Origin of the sequence: Psychrobacillus sp. FSL K6-1464 (assembly GCF_038003145.1) — a bacterium.
GTDB lineage: Bacteria > Bacillota > Bacilli > Bacillales_A > Planococcaceae > Psychrobacillus > Psychrobacillus psychrotolerans.
In genome coordinates, this window is sequence record NZ_JBBOOP010000001.1 from 3,274,375 (window position 1) to 3,290,689 (window position 16,315).

17 protein-coding genes are annotated in these 16,315 nt (G+C 37.2%); 4 read left to right on the plus strand and 13 right to left on the minus strand.

The window, feature by feature from the left end:
- Positions 1 to 39: 39 nt before the first annotated feature.
- The gene (locus MKX39_RS16625) at positions 40 to 531 is read left to right on the plus strand and encodes a GNAT family N-acetyltransferase (protein ID WP_093537545.1); all 492 of its coding nucleotides are present in this window, start codon (positions 40 to 42) and stop codon (positions 529 to 531) included.
- A gap of 17 nt (positions 532 to 548) precedes the next feature.
- Here MKX39_RS16625 and MKX39_RS16630 read toward each other — a convergent pair whose 3' ends face one another.
- The 7 genes from MKX39_RS16630 to MKX39_RS16660 form a co-directional block, all read right to left on the minus strand.
- Positions 549 to 1,034 carry a DUF4064 domain-containing protein gene (locus MKX39_RS16630; RefSeq protein ID WP_340770572.1) on the minus strand — a complete coding sequence of 162 codons (486 nt, stop codon included), beginning with the start codon at positions 1,032 to 1,034 and terminating at the stop codon, positions 549 to 551.
- A 324-nt stretch (positions 1,035 to 1,358) separates the two neighbouring features.
- Positions 1,359 to 1,640, minus strand: a complete 282-nt coding sequence (locus MKX39_RS16635) for a GNAT family N-acetyltransferase (protein WP_340770574.1) — start codon at positions 1,638 to 1,640, stop codon at positions 1,359 to 1,361.
- Positions 1,641 to 1,673: 33 nt separating this feature from the next.
- The gene (locus MKX39_RS16640; protein WP_340770576.1) at positions 1,674 to 2,642 is read right to left on the minus strand and encodes a ring-cleaving dioxygenase; all 969 of its coding nucleotides are present in this window, start codon (positions 2,640 to 2,642) and stop codon (positions 1,674 to 1,676) included.
- A gap of 287 nt (positions 2,643 to 2,929) precedes the next feature.
- Positions 2,930 to 3,847 (minus strand): DUF1002 domain-containing protein, encoded by a 918-nt coding sequence (locus MKX39_RS16645; protein WP_093537541.1) that lies wholly within the window; start codon positions 3,845 to 3,847, stop codon positions 2,930 to 2,932.
- A gap of 96 nt (positions 3,848 to 3,943) precedes the next feature.
- Complete coding sequence (locus MKX39_RS16650) at positions 3,944 to 4,804, minus strand: CvfB family protein (protein ID WP_093537540.1); 861 nt, start codon at positions 4,802 to 4,804, stop codon at positions 3,944 to 3,946.
- A gap of 242 nt (positions 4,805 to 5,046) precedes the next feature.
- Positions 5,047 to 5,475 (minus strand): transcriptional regulator MntR, encoded by a 429-nt coding sequence (gene mntR / locus MKX39_RS16655; RefSeq protein ID WP_340763680.1) that lies wholly within the window; start codon positions 5,473 to 5,475, stop codon positions 5,047 to 5,049.
- A 335-nt stretch (positions 5,476 to 5,810) separates the two neighbouring features.
- The gene (locus tag MKX39_RS16660; protein ID WP_322788088.1) at positions 5,811 to 6,089 is read right to left on the minus strand and encodes a late competence development ComFB family protein; all 279 of its coding nucleotides are present in this window, start codon (positions 6,087 to 6,089) and stop codon (positions 5,811 to 5,813) included.
- A gap of 108 nt (positions 6,090 to 6,197) precedes the next feature.
- Between MKX39_RS16660 and MKX39_RS16665 the strand changes: the two genes are divergently transcribed.
- Positions 6,198 to 6,353 carry a lmo0937 family membrane protein gene (locus MKX39_RS16665; RefSeq protein ID WP_139219921.1) on the plus strand — a complete coding sequence of 52 codons (156 nt, stop codon included), beginning with the start codon at positions 6,198 to 6,200 and terminating at the stop codon, positions 6,351 to 6,353.
- Between the two features lie 62 nt (positions 6,354 to 6,415).
- Here the strand turns inward: MKX39_RS16665 and MKX39_RS16670 are convergent, their stop codons facing one another.
- From MKX39_RS16670 to MKX39_RS16695, 6 genes are all read right to left on the minus strand, one after another.
- Positions 6,416 to 7,540 carry a GNAT family N-acetyltransferase gene (locus MKX39_RS16670; protein ID WP_340763683.1) on the minus strand — a complete coding sequence of 375 codons (1,125 nt, stop codon included), beginning with the start codon at positions 7,538 to 7,540 and terminating at the stop codon, positions 6,416 to 6,418.
- Between the two features lie 19 nt (positions 7,541 to 7,559).
- A complete protein-coding gene (locus MKX39_RS16675) occupies positions 7,560 to 9,656 on the minus strand; it encodes a heavy metal translocating P-type ATPase (RefSeq protein WP_340770578.1) in 2,097 nt (698 codons plus the stop codon).
- Positions 9,640 to 10,014: an ArsR/SmtB family transcription factor gene (locus MKX39_RS16680; protein ID WP_093537536.1), complete on the minus strand. Its 375-nt coding sequence runs from the start codon at positions 10,012 to 10,014 to the stop codon at positions 9,640 to 9,642. The genes MKX39_RS16675 and MKX39_RS16680 overlap by 17 nt, the downstream gene beginning before the upstream one ends.
- Before the next feature lie 198 nt (positions 10,015 to 10,212).
- Positions 10,213 to 12,570 (minus strand): penicillin acylase family protein, encoded by a 2,358-nt coding sequence (locus MKX39_RS16685; protein ID WP_340770580.1) that lies wholly within the window; start codon positions 12,568 to 12,570, stop codon positions 10,213 to 10,215.
- 234 nt (positions 12,571 to 12,804) lie between these two features.
- A complete protein-coding gene (gene murB, locus MKX39_RS16690; RefSeq protein WP_340770581.1) occupies positions 12,805 to 13,722 on the minus strand; it encodes a UDP-N-acetylmuramate dehydrogenase in 918 nt (305 codons plus the stop codon).
- A gap of 79 nt (positions 13,723 to 13,801) precedes the next feature.
- Complete coding sequence (locus tag MKX39_RS16695; RefSeq protein ID WP_093537533.1) at positions 13,802 to 14,107, minus strand: winged helix-turn-helix transcriptional regulator; 306 nt, start codon at positions 14,105 to 14,107, stop codon at positions 13,802 to 13,804.
- 250 nt (positions 14,108 to 14,357) lie between these two features.
- Between MKX39_RS16695 and MKX39_RS16700 the strand changes: the two genes are divergently transcribed.
- Both MKX39_RS16700 and MKX39_RS16705 read left to right on the plus strand, forming a co-directional pair.
- Positions 14,358 to 14,885, plus strand: coding sequence for a YceI family protein (locus tag MKX39_RS16700; RefSeq protein WP_093537532.1), 528 nt, complete (start codon positions 14,358 to 14,360; stop codon positions 14,883 to 14,885).
- Between the two features lie 184 nt (positions 14,886 to 15,069).
- Complete coding sequence (locus MKX39_RS16705) at positions 15,070 to 16,257, plus strand: hypothetical protein (RefSeq protein ID WP_340770583.1); 1,188 nt, start codon at positions 15,070 to 15,072, stop codon at positions 16,255 to 16,257.
- The last annotated feature ends 58 nt before the right edge of the window (positions 16,258 to 16,315 follow it).

A 16,315-nucleotide genomic window follows, 5' to 3' on the forward strand; every position in this document is an offset into this window, starting at 1 on the left:
TTTGTTATGATTACAAAAAGAATCTAGAGGTGATTTCAAATGATTAGAGCGACTACGTTAGATGACATTCAAGTAATTCAACAGATCGCAAAGGTCAGTTGGAACGATACATACAAGAATATTATACCTGATGACATACAAACTCTTTTTCTAGAAAAGGCTTATTCCCCTATGATGATTGTGAAGAGAATAGAGAAAACTATCTTCTTAATCGCTGAATATGAAGGCAATCCCATCGGTTTCGCTAACTTTACTTATACCGACGAAGATGGAGATGCAGAACTAACTGCTATTTATGTGTTACCTGAATATAAACAAAGTGGATATGGAAAAAAACTATTATTAGCTGGGCTAAACCAAATGCCAGCTGGACGACAATTATTTGTTTACGTGGAAAGCTTAAATGATAATGCCCGTCAATTCTATGAAAACTTCGGCTTCGAATGTTTAGAAGAATTCGATGAATATTTTGAGGGTCACCCTTTATCTACTGCTAAATACGTATATCTATTGAAAACACCGGCCTTATAGGTCGGTGTTTTTGTTTGTTAAAGTGACTTTTCAGTTGTATAGTATTCCTCTTGTATTTGAACTGGTGGTTTGCGAACGAAACACATGATAGCCGCAATATACAATAGAATTGATGTTAGCGATATTACACCAGCAAAAAGACCTGCAAGGATGAACATAATTCCTGCTAACTTCGGGTTTTTATTTTTGGAGATAGACATGATTCCGATAATATTTAGGATTAGGCTAATGACAAGAATAATTATAAATACCCAACCAAATATGCTAAATGCATCGATTGCTAAACTCATATTATCATTTATCAATTGTTGGTCAGTTTCCGTAAATGTAGGCTCATTCGAAATCGTATTCTCAAATTCTTTTTTAAAATCTTCATCTTTCAATACGCTGCTTCCACTTACTACTAAAACTGTTACTAAAATAATACTAAGTAATGTCATAATTGCACTAATAACACTTAATACCATTTCTCCTGTACGTGACATAGAATTCAGTCCCTTCATTTTTACACTTCTTATCATTCTACGATTAATAGTTGAAAAGGTTTCGTATAATTTTAAAATCCCCTTCATAAAATAATTTAAACCTGTTTAAACATTTATAAACCCGGGTAATATTTAACTATCAACATAAAAAGAGAGGGTGGAATTTATGGAAAAAGAGATAATTTTTAACCAAGCAGATTTCCTTTATACGTTAGCAGGTGCATCGGTATTAACAGGAATTTTAGTGTTTTTCACACAAATTTAATAATGCTATTATAAAAAGGCAATCCTTTTCTAAATAGAAGCGGATTGCCTTTTTGTTATGAAGTATACAAATTTCTTTTATGCTTTTACATCATCATATTCGTTAGATTTTGAGAAGGCTGCCACTACGTATGAGCAAACCGGCTCCATCTTTAGCTCCTGCTCTCTTGCATAAGAAGCAGCGCTATCTAATAACTTTTTGGCAACCCCTTTTCCTCTCAGCTTATCCGATACATATGTGTGATCCATCACCATGACATCTCCAAGTAACGTCCAAGTAATTTCACCTAATCTTTCCCCACCTTGTATATATTGAAACGCATATACATCGTTTCCTAATTCTTTAAATTCAAATTCCATCAGTAACCACTCCTTTTCTGAATTTTAGCACATTTATTTATTGATTGACAACGGACGCAACTTCGCTTCAATTTCCACTCTTCTCATTTCTAGAAAAGGTGGTAGTGCTAATCGTTCTCCCAAGCTATCCATTTGTTCATCTGTATCGAATCCTGGCTCATCGGTAGATAATTCAAATAGAATGCCATTTGGTTCTCTGAAATAGATTGCCTTGAAATAGTATCGGTCTACTAAACCAGAAGTGGTAAAGCCATTTTCACGTAAGCGCTCCTCCCATTTTGGGTAATCTTCCATTGAAGGAATTCGGAATGCTACATGATGTACACTACCCCTTCCAGGTCGCTCCATTGGTAAATCTGTACGTGTCTCGATATGAACTTCTCCACCTGGACCGCCTTTTCCCGTCGTATAAACTTGAATATCTGGCATGTCCAGTACCTCCGATGGGTAGGAACCAGCTAACTCAAATCCAAGTATTTCTGTTAAGACCTTTTCAGTCGGTGCTAATTTTCGAACTGTAAGCTTTACAGGACCTAAACCAACAATTGCATTGTCCGCTGAAATCTCCTCTCTAACCCATGCTTCGCCATAAGGTATTCCAGCCCCGTTGTCGACCACTAACATAAGTCTTGCCCCTTCAAAGTCTTCAAAGTAAAGTGTTTTACGACCAAACCTTTCTATAATAGAATCATGTGGTACATTAAATTTTTCAAATCTACTTTTCCAAAAATGTAGAGCTTGCTCATTTTTGACCCGGAAACTTGTATTGCTAATACTAGATACACCAGGATATGTTCTTCCTGCATTTGGTATGTCAAAGTAAGTCATGTCTGTTCCTGGCGTACCTATAGCATCTGCATAAAACAAATGATAAGAAGAAGGATTATCCTGATTTACACTTTTCTTCACTAATCGCATTCCTAATATTCTTGTATAAAAGTCATGATTTTTATCAGCGTCTGCAGTAATTGCTGAGACATGGTGGATACCTGCTAATTTCATTTCTTTACCTCCTCATTATTTTATCTTGAAGTCGAGATATATTACTTCCATGATAACAAATCCTTGTATTTTGTGCAAATAAAGAGAACAAGGCTTTAAGAAACTCCTTCCAGGGTCTTCAGCTCGCGCTGTTCCCACTGCAGTCACCGCTCTTCGCTCCAATCAACTAGATCCACTTTATATAATCAGTAATTGTATAAAACCACATAAGTATAGGTGCATTTTCTTAAAATAAATTTTGAACAAAACAACGCCCTCCTATCTATTTAAGAAGGAGGGCTCATACATTAGTTAAAAATAGAACGAATCGAGTCTATTAGATTCGTAAAGAAGTTTTTGACACCTTCCCAAAATCCTTCATTATCGACTATTTTTCCAATCTTGTCTTCAATTGTTTTACTTAAATCATTCAGTTGATCTGACCATTGACTGAAATCGATATCTAATTGACGAATACGGTCCATTAAATCGATCAACAGCTGACGATCCTTTTCCGAAAGCTCAATTTTTAGATTAGCTAATTGCTCCGAAACAATTTTTTCCACCTCTTCACGAGAAACTGGATTTTGTTCTGCAATTTGCTTTTTAATCTCTGTTAGTAACTCACTCACTTTTGCCTCATCAATACCTGCATCTTTTGCTAGATTAGTAGCAATAGATAGTTCGTCATTGGCCACATCTGTACGTTCGGGATCAAGTTCTTCCCCCGAAACCTCATAGGCTTTATATATCCCTACTAGTGCTGAATGACCCGTTACAGGCTTAGGTGCAGCAATTTCTACTACTGCGTCCTTAATGCCCGCAGTTAGCATTGCATTTGCATACATCTCGGATGTTACTTCTGTAATATTATCCGGTGTAACTATGCTTATCACTAGACCTTTACCAGCGTCTTTTCGAGTGATCTTAGCAGAAGAGAACATTCTTGCAGATGCATCTCCGTCTTGTAAATATGTTGCTAAATCTTTGCCAGTTACCTCTATTTCTTGAACATCTGATTTATCCGTTATTTTTAAACTCTTTTTTACACTGTCTTTTTGCTCAGCAGTTAAATTTCCACCATATACGATGATAGGTGCACCAAATTTTTCATTTACAACTTCTTCTTCAGTGGAGCCATCTGAGTCTGCTAATGAATAAGTAGGCGCAATAACCATACCTATTAATAACATTGCTGTAATGAATGGCAATAATAATTTCTTCATACTATTTAACCCCTTTCCTTTCTCTTCCATTCCCTCAATAATACGAAAATAGGAGTAAAAAGTTCCGACTAATCGATTCTTTTTACTCCGTATGAACTACATCTTCAATTGTGTCCAACCATCTTCTTGAACAATTTTTTTATCTTTCATAAGTTTACCTAGGGCGCGTTTGAAAGCAGCTTTACTCATACTGAACATTTCTTGAATTTCATCTGGTGAAGACTTATCTGTGAATGGCATTTTACCACCAACATCGTTCAGGTAACGGAATATAGATTCTGCATCGTCTCCTAGACGTTCATGTCTACGTGGCAAAAGGGAACCATTCAAAGATCCATCCTCTTTCACGTCAATAACGCGTACTGTTAAATCTTCACCTAACCGCGGTTCATTAAAGCGTTCTGACTCATGTACAAAAATTCGGTAGTTTTCAGGAAAACTTAACAAAAACGTACCTACAGGAAGCAAGCGGTATGCACGTGCTTGTAGATTTTGATTGAATAATGTCGTTGGTGCATCTATATATAGCTCTTCTACTCGGTCCTCAGTTGCTAATCGACCGAATAACTCACCATCTTTATCGGTACGGAGTGTCATATATAAATGATCTCCAACAGCAGGCCATAATTCTTTTATTTTTGGAAGATCATCTTCTTTAACCTGAACTTCCTTAGAAGTACCGATATCAACAAAAACGCCATCTCTATCGACTACTTTAATGACACGAGCCCATCCGTATGTGCCTTTTTGAATAGATGGAAGCTGTGTTGTGGCAGATAGATTTCCACGTCTGTCCACAAATAAGAATGCTTCTATTGTGCCACCTACCTCTACACCCTCTGGTGCTTCAGATGCATTTAACGGAATATCCATTCCATCATATGTTAAAATCCATTTTGATCCGTCCTGTTCTTTCACTTGTAACTTTACTATTTCTCCTGATGCTGTTCCTATCAAAATTACCGCTCTCCTTCTCACCAAATATGGTATCGATCTTTCCTTGCTTCTTCTGAATTATATATAAAGTGATTAGACTGCAAAAAAGGTTATGCTACTTCCCTATAGCCGATTCATATAAATCATAAACTCTATTGTAAACTCATACACACAAAAGATTATATTCTACTTTTTGTGTTAAAACTCAACCTCTATCATTCCCAGAGATTGTATGTATCATGTGGTATTCCTTTAAACAACATTTACAAGGTTTGCTCACTTTCTGGTTCTTGTAATTCCATTAACTTGGATTGTAATGCTGGATTTTCCTCTAAAAATAATACCAAATCTGCAATACGGTCGATGGAGTTCCAACTTAAATGGTGTTCAATTCCCTCTACGTCATTGTAAATATTCTCTTCCTTTACGCCAATAATTCTCAAGAAATCTTCTAAAAGTTCATGTCTTTTTACTAATTTTTTTCCGAGCTTCATTCCTTTTGCCGTAAGAGTTAACCCTCGATACTTTTCATATATTAAGAAGCCATCTTTATCAAGTTTTTGAACCATTTTGGTTACGGAAGATGGTAATACAGACAATGCTTCTGCAATATCAGACACACGAGCATATCCTTTTTGCTCTATCAACAAATAAATTTGTTCAATATGGTCTTCCATGCTTGGTGTTGGCATATTTATCTTCCTCTCATCTTTGCTCTATATATTTTACTACAATAAAGACCCTATCACAATTCTAGATATTTATTCCTATATCTTGAAAGGTGCAAGCGCCTATGTTAGCCCCGAAATGCGTTGGAAGAATCGGAATAAGGCGCTCATTGCCCAGTCGAAATCAGTCGAAGTTCGCGACATCGTGTCGCAACGACTGACTGACCCGCATCCTGCGGCCCCGCAAGTCTGAAACGACTCGAGGGGCTAGGCGCTGGAACTAGAAAGAGTCTGAGCAAAAAGCATTTATCTATTAATATTTAAACAGAGGAAAAACCTTATCGAAAAAAGACAAGGTTTTAGTGACGATGCGGGTACTTACCCACAACATAGATGGAGTGGATAATTCTTTTGTTGATCCATTCTAAATTTTCCGCTGTATTTAAGCGCTCAAAAACGGCTATTCTTCCTTTTTCTGTTGTAACGTAATGAGCAGGTAATGTATTTAAACTCAAGGCAATAATATCACGTTCGCATTGTTCGCATTTGCAAAAGGTTTGATACTCGGACCCTCTCATCATCACTCTGACAAGGCTATGAACTATTTCTTGCATCACATTAGTAAGCAATGATAACACTCCTTTCATGCATATAAAAAGTGAAGCATGTTTAATACTATACCCAAACGGGTAAAATTTAAATATCAACATGACTTGATAAATTAAATAAAGAGAGGAAGATATGAAATGGGTAGAATTTTATGGGGAATTATCGTAGTATTAATCGTACTTTGGCTACTTGGTTTAGTATTAAAGATTGGCGGCGGATTTATTCATGCACTACTAATCATTGCGGGTATCATTTTTGTAGTTCAACTAATCAGTGGAAAACGATCACTATGAAGAAAGGTGTTGCCTAAACGGCAACACCTTTTTATTTTTTCATTGATATTCAAATTGAAATTTTAAATAGAATCTTGAGATTCCCTGACTTTGGCATATATGCATGTGTCCCTCAATTTTTCCCCATCGGCAGATAAAGAATCATTTTGAAGTATGCCCTCCAACTTAAACCCAGCTCTTTCGGCTACAGAGCGACTTCGAACATTTTCACTATCACAACGAATTTCTACTCTATTGGCCAGTAGTTCCTCGAATGCAAATTGTGTTATGCGTTCACATGCTTCTGTCATTAAGCCTTTCCCCTCAAACTTACTATCAATCCAATAGCCAATTTCAAATTTCCGAACGTCCCAGTCAATTCGATGCAATCCAGAAGCACCTACAAATTCTCCTGTTTCCTTTAAATACAATTGCAGGCGTAAATCCTTTCTAGTTATAAAGTCGGCAACTGCTTGACGTATATTCGTTGTAATTTGCTCCAATGACTGCTTTTTTTGGGCCCATGGCATCCATTCTTTCAGTGCAGCATCCGAATTGACTACCGCCTTCCAAATTTCATCCGCGTCTTCTACCTTTGGAGCTCGTATCAACAATCGTTCTGTGTAAAACTCCTCCGCAAAGGTTAGCTCTTCTTTAGCAGGATAAGTCTTAGGGAAATCTTCATCCCACTTCACGGGAGTTGCAGTTCCTTTTAAGAAATCTTCTCTCGTTAGACCATACGTTACAGCATCGTAATAGGAACTCTCTTTAGGAGAAAACCATGCTTGTCGAAGTTGTGCTTCTTTTACAAATCCAGCTCGTTCAAAAGTTTTGCGCATTGCAAAGTTATCCTGTCTTGTATGTCCTTCTAAACGAATTTTCGCTTCTGGTAGTTGGAATACATACTCTGCTACAAGCTTTAATGCCTCCGGTCCGTAACCACTACCTCTCGCATGATCTGCAATTCGCAAGTCAAAAAGAGGAATCTCATCTCGTAGGTCATAAATTTTTACGAAACCAACCTTTTCATTTGTTTCATTTTCAATCCAAAAGGTTTTAACTTCATCCGATTGATATCCGCCTTCTTCAATCGTTTTTTCGATTAGTTCTCTTGCTGGGTGTGAGTTTCCATGATACGGCCAACTATTCGTCGTCATGAAGTGGATCAGTTGTTCTTGTTCTTCCATCGTCCATTCCGTAAGCTTCATTTTCCCGCCTCCGTACACGCTATTTATTTATCCTTATAAGTCTTAATGAATTAAGCACTACCAATAGAGTAGCCCCCATATCTGCAAAGATAGCAATCCATAAAGTTAACCATCCTGGAATAATGAGTAGCAATGCAATTATTTTTAATCCTAATGCAAACATAATATTTTCTTTAATAATATGCAATGCTTTTCGACTTAATCGGATTGTATAAGGTAACTTATCTAGGTCATCAGCCATTAAAGCCACATCCGCTGTTTCAAGTGCCGCATCTGTTCCCGCTCCACCCATCGCTATACCAACCGATGCCGCTGCTAGTGCAGGAGAATCATTAACACCATCTCCAACCATTGCAACAGTGCCGTACTCTTCTCTTAATGCTTTTATGGCAAAAAGTTTTTGTTCTGGCATTAACTCTGCTTCTACGTCCGTCAGACCTAGTTTTGTTGCGATAGCGTTTGCTGTACGTTTGTCATCTCCTGTTAGCATGACAGTATGCTTTATCCCTGCTTTTTTCAGTTGCTCTAACACATTTACACTAGTTTCACGGATTGGATCTGCTACAGCTATAAACCCTTGATATACACCATCTGCCGATGCTAGCATGACTGTATTACCCTCCGTTTGTAACTGTTCAATTTTAGTAATGACTTCAAAGGAAACAGTGCTGATAGTAGAAATCCAACTAACACTTCCAACTGACCATTTTGTTCCGTCCACTATACCCTCTGCCCCTTTGCCAGTGACAGATTGAAAATGCTCGATTTCTACACTTTGAATATGCTCTTTTGCACCATATTTTACAATAGCCTTTGCCAATGGATGCTGAGAGTAGATTTCAATGGACATTACTTTTTGGATAAAGTCTTTTGGTGCATCTGCTTCTACATGCGTTACCTCTGGATACCCTTTGGTCAGCGTGCCAGTTTTGTCAAATGCAATTGCTTGAAGTCGACCAATCTCTTCTAAGTGAATACCACCTTTGATTAATACACCTTGTTTTGCTGCATTTCCGATTGCCGTAACAATGGCAACGGGAGTTGATACTACTAACGCACATGGACAACCCACAACTAATACCGCAAGCCCCTGGTAAATCCATGTTTGCCAATCTGATCCGAACAACGGAGGAATTATAGCCACTAATATAGCAATCATGATAATTGCAGGTGTATAATATTTTGCAAATTTATCTACAAATTTTTGAGAGGGTGCTTTTTCCGCTTGCGCCTCTTCAACAAGGTGTATGATTTTTGCAATTGTTGTATCTTCTACTCTCTTCGTCACTCGTACTTCAAGTGATCCTTCTTCGTTTAACGTTCCAGCAAATACCTCATCGTCTACCGATTTCATAACTGGTAATGATTCACCGGTGATAGACGCCTGGTTAATTGTAGAAGTACCTTTCAGTACAATTCCATCCATTGCAATTTTTTGCCCTGGTTTTACAATTAGTACATCGTTTATTTGTATAAAATCTGTATCAACCTCTATTAACATTCCATCTTTGCGGATCGTTGCAGTAGGTGGCGCAATATCCATTAAATGACTGATGGATTGACGCGCTTTATTCATCGAATAAGCCTCTAAAGCTTCACTCACCGCGAATAAGAATACTACTACCGCTCCCTCGCGCCACTCTCCAATAATTGCTGCACCAATAATAGCTATAGTCATTAACGACTTCATATCGAAGTAAAAACGAGATAAATTGGCTAACCCACCTCTAAATAAATCGAAGCCTCCTACTACTATAGAAATCATGAATAACCCTATAGAAATTGGGTGTGCTTCCTCATAAGTGAACGATGCGATAATCCCTATAACTAGAAATACAAATGAAATAACCGTGAGTATATTTTCTTTCCGTTTGAAAAAAGGAATTTTTTCTAATTGACGTTGTTTGACTGTAGTCACTTTTATGCCATCAAACGCACCGGCTTTTTCAATATCCCCTATTGTTGCTTTACCAATGACCGATACTTTAGAAGCACCAAAGTTAACTGTTGCATCCTCTACATTAGGAAGTTTTTTTATATTTTGTTCAAATTTCATGGCACAATTGGCACATGAAAGATTTTCTAATCGATATTCTTGTTTAGCTACTTTTACCATCCTTTTCACCTTCTTCTATTGCATGTTCATATGCGATTTTTACTAACGCGTTCACATGATGATCTGCTAAGGAATAATAAACTTGTTTTCCCTTACGTGTTGATTTAGCAAGGGATAAGTCTCTTAAAAATCGCAAATGATGAGATGCTGTAGCTGTAGATGAACCTATAATCTCACCCACATCACAAACGCAAAGTTCTTCCTCTATTGTTAATGCAAATGCTATCTTCAATCTTGTTTCATCTGCTAGTGCTTTAAAGATTTGAGCTGCTGCTCCTAAATCTGGTATTTGGTTCTTTATGGAAAACACTATGTCTTCGTTCACCTTTGTTACTTCACACATATCCTTTGTCTGCATATTTCCACCTCATTCAAATGATTGTTTGATTGTTATATTCAGTATATGTTCAGAATATTTAATATGCAACTTATTCTAATGAGTATTTGAATGTTTTTACTACTTTAGTTTTTATCGCTTAAAAACAGGGTAACTTTTACTCTTCATTTCCTCTTAATATAAAAAAAAGCCGAAGATAAACACCTTCGGCTGCCAATTTTAGTTTGCTTTTAATATTAGTTCATATCCTTCTTTGATGTCTCCGTCTATTACGGTAGTGTGATAGTTTCCTTCTGCCCAGTCATCTACTTGGCTATGATACCATTCGGATTTCATATGACCGCTTTGTCCCGGCCCTACGATGTGATAGGCCTCATTTAAATCAGCCAAATCTGCTACAAATCGCCAGGACGCTCCGTGGTCCACTTTTCCATCCTCTCCAAAACCGGCTGCTTGCACGGTAATATTGGATCCCCCTATAGGAACTGGATCTGGATTTAAGAGATAAGCCAAGATTGGAGAGGCCCCTCCCAGTGGATGATCAAATGTTAACTGGTGGTAATCTCCCCACTTCCATTTCTTTTCATTTGAACCAAACTCTTCGGATATTTCTACGGTTGCTTTCACAAATGAGTCATATACCCACTTGTCTACACCACCATATGCTTCTAACCAAGCACTTTGTTCATTATTATAGCCTTTTCGTAATAATTGATCTGAAATATTACCTTTTCCTGGCAACATCGAATATACATCCTCTGGCATTTCTTCCTCGAGTAATGTCTGAGGTAACTCCTTCATCCATTTATGAAAAACAAGCGGAGCAGCTTGTTCTTTATCATCTACCTGATCCCACTGCTTCACTAAGGAAAGGATTTCTTTATATTCACCCTTGGTATCTAAGTTTTCAACTGATCCAAGCATCTGGGTCAAGAATTCCTTAGCGTATAGATTCGTTTGATCCATCTGTAAATCCATCATATCTTCTTTTGTGAAATCCGATTTGCTCTCCAGCACTTCAGCAATTCGCTCATACCGATATGATTGAGCCCAAAAATCAGTAATATGGTATGGATAGGAATCATCTACGACCTCATTATTTGCTGTCGCTATATAGCCTTCCTCTGGGTTCACAACAACTGGAAGCTCGTTATAAGGAACAAATCCTTGCCAATCGTATTCCGCCGAGTCTCCAGGAACAGGCAATTGGCCATCCCCGGTCTTTCTTAAAGGTATCTTCCCATTTGCTTTATAGGCAATGGTCCCATCTTTTGCAGCAAATACAAAATTTTGAGCTGGTGCATGGAAGTCTTCTAGTGCTACTTCAAATTCTTCCCAATCAGCAGATTTATTCATTTTTAAGATTGCTTGTAATTCAAGTGTTGGAGCTAACGCAGTCCATTGCATGGAAAATAACGCTGATGCTTCTTCCTCTTTGAATACGACATCTGAAATAATTGGGCCATGTCGAGTCACCACTACTTCAAAAGGTATATCCTCCTGTCCCTTTACTTTAATAGGTGAATTACGAACCTCTGCTTGCTCCCATTTCCCCTCATATAAGAATTGGGTCCGATCCTCTGGGTTTGGTGTTTCAATATAAAGATCCTGCACATCCGGCCCTACATTGGTTACACCCCAAGCAACATCTTCGTTATGACCAAGAATAATGCCGGGTATCCCAGCAAATATAACACCACTAACATTCTGTTCTGGTGATTCTAAATGCATTTGATACCATACAGATGGTGTGCTCAATCCCAAATGTGGATCATCTGCAAGTAGTGGAAGACCACTAGCTGTCTTGTCCCCACTCACAACCCAGTTATTACTACCGTTAAATTCATTCGGTAAAACCGATGAGTCAAAGTGACCACTTACATTTACTGGGTTACTTATATTCGCCTCTATAATCGATTTTGCATTCTCAGGATAAGTAATAAAAAGTTCCTTCGCCTTTTCTTCATCCAATTCATTTAAAGCCCAATGTCGTATTGCAAGTGTCGACCAATTTCCACCTAAGTCATATGCCATATACTTTCCAATTGCTAATGAGTCAGTTGGAGTCCACTCTTCTGGCTCATATCCAAGTAATTTAAACTCATAGCTTAATTTATTTTCTTCTTTCGCAAATTCGATAAAATCATTGACCCCTTCTGCATAGAACTTTAATACTTCCTTCGCTTCCTCACTATATCCATCATAAGATTTCTTAGCAGCATCACGTAAGCTAAAGGTTAAGAAAAACTTATCTGTATCTACCGCAGATTCTCCTACCACTTCTGCTAAACGCCCACTAGCCTGCCTTCTAGCTAAATCCATTTGAAAAAGTCTATCCTGTGCTTGCACAAATCCTTGCGCACGGTAAAGGTCAGCATCTGATTGTGCAGTAATATGCGGTACCCCATCTGCATCACGTACTACTTTTACATCTGCGTCTAGCACCTTCATTGCAAGTTCACCTTCAATAATGGCTTTTGTGCTAGATAAATACAGGTTCAAACCTACAACGACAATAACTGCTAACACAACGATAGTACCTATAAGCCAAGCAGTTATTTTCCACCCTTTTCTCATATACCTTGCCCCCTTTGTTCCTTTACAGTATTCGACATTCCCTACTTTTTTCCTTCTATATATATCGCTAGAACACAAATAGAGAAATAGGAATCCATCCCAAAAGACCTCTAGTCCCATCCTCAACCTTCACACAATTTTTTTGGAGTGCTTCACGCTAAAAATGATTACAATGCTCTTTCAAACATATAAAAAAGGCCCATGAATAATTATATTCATGGGCCTAGGCTTGTATTAATCTATATTTTCTCCAACAATTTTTACTTCTAACTCTAGCTCAACACCAAAATTTTCTTTCACTTTCTCTTTCACCATTTCTATCGTGCTAATATAATCAGTTGCTGTAGCATTATTTTTATTGACGATAAAGCCTGCATGCTTCATGGAAACCTCTGCACCACCAAAGCCTTTACCTTGTAAGCCACTGTCTTGAATGAGTTTCCCGGCATAATAACCTGGTGGTCTTTTGAATACACTACCAGCAGAGGGGTATTCTAATGGTTGTTTAGATTCTCTTTGAAAAGTAAGATCTGCAATTTTTGAGTCGATCTCTTCTTGATGCCCTTTTTCCAATAAAAATTCTGTCGACAATACATAATAGCCTTTTTTCGTAATAATACTCTTTCGATACCCTAGCTCCAATTGCTCTTTCGAAAGAACTAACTTTTCTCCAGATGGAGTTAGTACAGTACATTGCACAATTACGTCTTGAATTTCGCCACCATATGCTCCTGCATTCATCGCCATCGCTCCACCGATAGATCCAGGAATACCACAGGCAAATTCCAAACCAGTTAAGGATTCTCGTGCAGCCGCTTTTGACACATCAATAATATCCGCACCACTCTCGGCAATTACCCGGTTACCATCTATTATAATATTATTTAAATTTTCTAGTCGAAGTACGATTCCTCTTACTCCACCATCCCGTACAACCATATTAGATCCATTTCCTAATAGTAGCATCGGTATATTATGTTCATAAGCATACTGTACAACATAGGCTGCTTCATCTTGCGTGGCCGGTGAGACAAACAAATCTGCCATCCCACCCATTTTTGTTACTGTATGCAAATTTAATGCTTCATCTATTTTAATATTCTCCGGGTTTAACTTTTCACTTAAGTTTTCAAACCATTTTTGTTTACTCAAAGAGAGACAATCCTTTCTTCATTAACCTTGTATCCTTACATAGTATGCATTTTCACACATAATATATCAAGAGAAAATGCTATAACCATTCTTTAGACCAAGTCTCAATTCCTCCAACTACTTCTTTTAGAGCAAGACCTTTCTCTGTCAAGTTATATTCTACCCGTATTGGCACCTCGGAAAAGACAGTTCTTTCAACAATACCCTCTTTTTCGAGTTCTTTTAGACGCTCTGATAACAAACGACCACTTATAGGAAGGGACGACTCAATCTCATTAAATCGTTTTGCTCCATCCATTAGTTGATATACGATTAGGGCAGTCCATCTTTTACCTAGCAACTCCATTGCTTTCGATAAACGTGGACATAATAACGTTTCTTTCATCTGATTCACCTCTATTACCTTCTATTATATTCTTTTTTCCTTCTAAAGTAAAATAAAAGTAATTTAATTACTTGACGTAACTAATATATTAATCTATATTTAGTTACATAAAGTAACCATATATTTGCTATTTGTAAAAGAAGGTAAACGAAATTATGGCAATATATATTACCTCGAAATAAAAACTCTTGATTTCGAAGTAATATTGTTTTATAGTTAGAATAACAACAAACTTAGGAGGAAATAAAAAATGACAAAATTTAATCTTGACGCAGCGCATTCTACAATCGACTTTTCCGTAAAACATATGATGGTTTCAAAAGTAAAAGGAGCTTTCACTAATTTCACAGCAGACTTAGAAGGTAATACAGAAGACTTAACAGGTGCTACAATTAGTTTTGATATCGACGTAAAATCTATCAACTCAAATAACGTAGACCGTGATAACCACTTACGTTCTGGAGATTTCTTTGATACAGAAACATACCCAAGCATCAAATTTGTAGCTACAGATATTAAGAAAAAAGACGATGGTGAGTACGACGTAACTGGCGACCTAACGATTAAAGACGTTACAAAACCAGTAACATTCGACGTTGAATATGGTGGTAAAGGTACTAATCCATGGGGGCAAGAAGTAGTCGCTTTCTCTGCTGAATCAAAAGTTAACCGTAAAGAGTTTGGTTTAACTTGGAACCAAGCATTAGAAACTGGTGGCGTTCTAGTTGGCGAAGACATTAAAATTACTGTTGAACTTGAGTTAAACCCAGCTCAATAATCATCTCATAAGTATAAAAAAGCTATCCTTTTGGATAGCTTTTTTGTTTTTACTATTAAATAACCTCTGTAAAAATTAAGTAATTATAATTAACTGAATATTACGCGATATATTATATACTTTATATTGAATAAGAAGTATGATATTGTATGAATTATCTTACTTTCAGAAAGGACTGAATATTATGCCGCAAATGCTAGCTTTGGTTATTGTTGTCGCTATTTTATTTATTGGAGACTTTGTCTCTATACGAACTAAAGCTTGGATCCCGTCTGTTTTCATAGCTGCCATATTGTTCATTCTTGGTTACTGGACATTTTTCCCTAAGGAAATCATTTCAATAGCTGGTGTACCTCCAGTAGTTGCAACAATGATGATTTATCTTCTTATCACAAATATGGGTACACTCCTTTCTCTTAGACAATTAAAGGAACAATGGAAAAGTATATTAATTTCACTAGCTGGGATTTTAGGTATAATTGTCTCATTATTCACAATAGGCACTTTACTATTCGGAGTTAAAACTGTTATCGTGGCTATCCCTCCATTGGTTGGGGGTGTGGTGTCAGCGCTAATCATGTCAGAAGGTGCTGCAAATGCAGGTCTTACCACTTTGTCGGTGTTTGCAATAGTCATATACGTTATGCAAGGATTCGCCGGGTATCCACTTACTTCAATTGTACTTAAAAAAGAAGGAAAAGAACTTCTTCAAAAATTCCGCATCGGCGAAATCACTATTGCAGGACAAACTAAAGATGAAGTAGGAATACCAAAAGAAGAACTCAAAATGTTTCGTAAATTACCAGAAAAGTATAATACCGACTACTTTAAATTGTTTCGTCTAGCTTTCGTCGGATTCCTTGCTTATGGGGTATCTACTCTATTAAATCCTATTCTAGAAATAAGTCCTTTCGTACTTTGCTTACTATTTGGGATTATCGCGGGAAGTATTGGTTTCTTAGAAAGAAACGTCCTTCAAAAGGCAAACAGTTTCGGTATTTGTATCTTAGTATTAATGTTATTTGTTTTTGATGCCTTGAAAAACGCTACACCTTCTATGATTATGCAACTGTTTTATCCACTTGTAGGAACAATTGTCATAGGAGTCATAGGAATGTACATATTCTCCTTCATCATCGGAAAAATTCTAAAAGTCAGCAAAAATATGGCCTTTGCAGTTTCATTGACTGCACTTTATGGATTCCCTGCTGACTACATTATTACAAATGAAGTTATTAAATCTTTAACAGAGGATGAGAAAGAAAGAGAAGTTTTAACTAGTCACATGCTTCCTCCCATGCTTGTAGGAGGATTTATCAGTGTAACTATTGTTTCTGTTATTCTAGCAGGTATATTCGTAGGGTTTTTATAAAACTGCGTAATGCTTACATAGAGAGCCAATCTAATAATCTTATAAGTGTCATATGAAT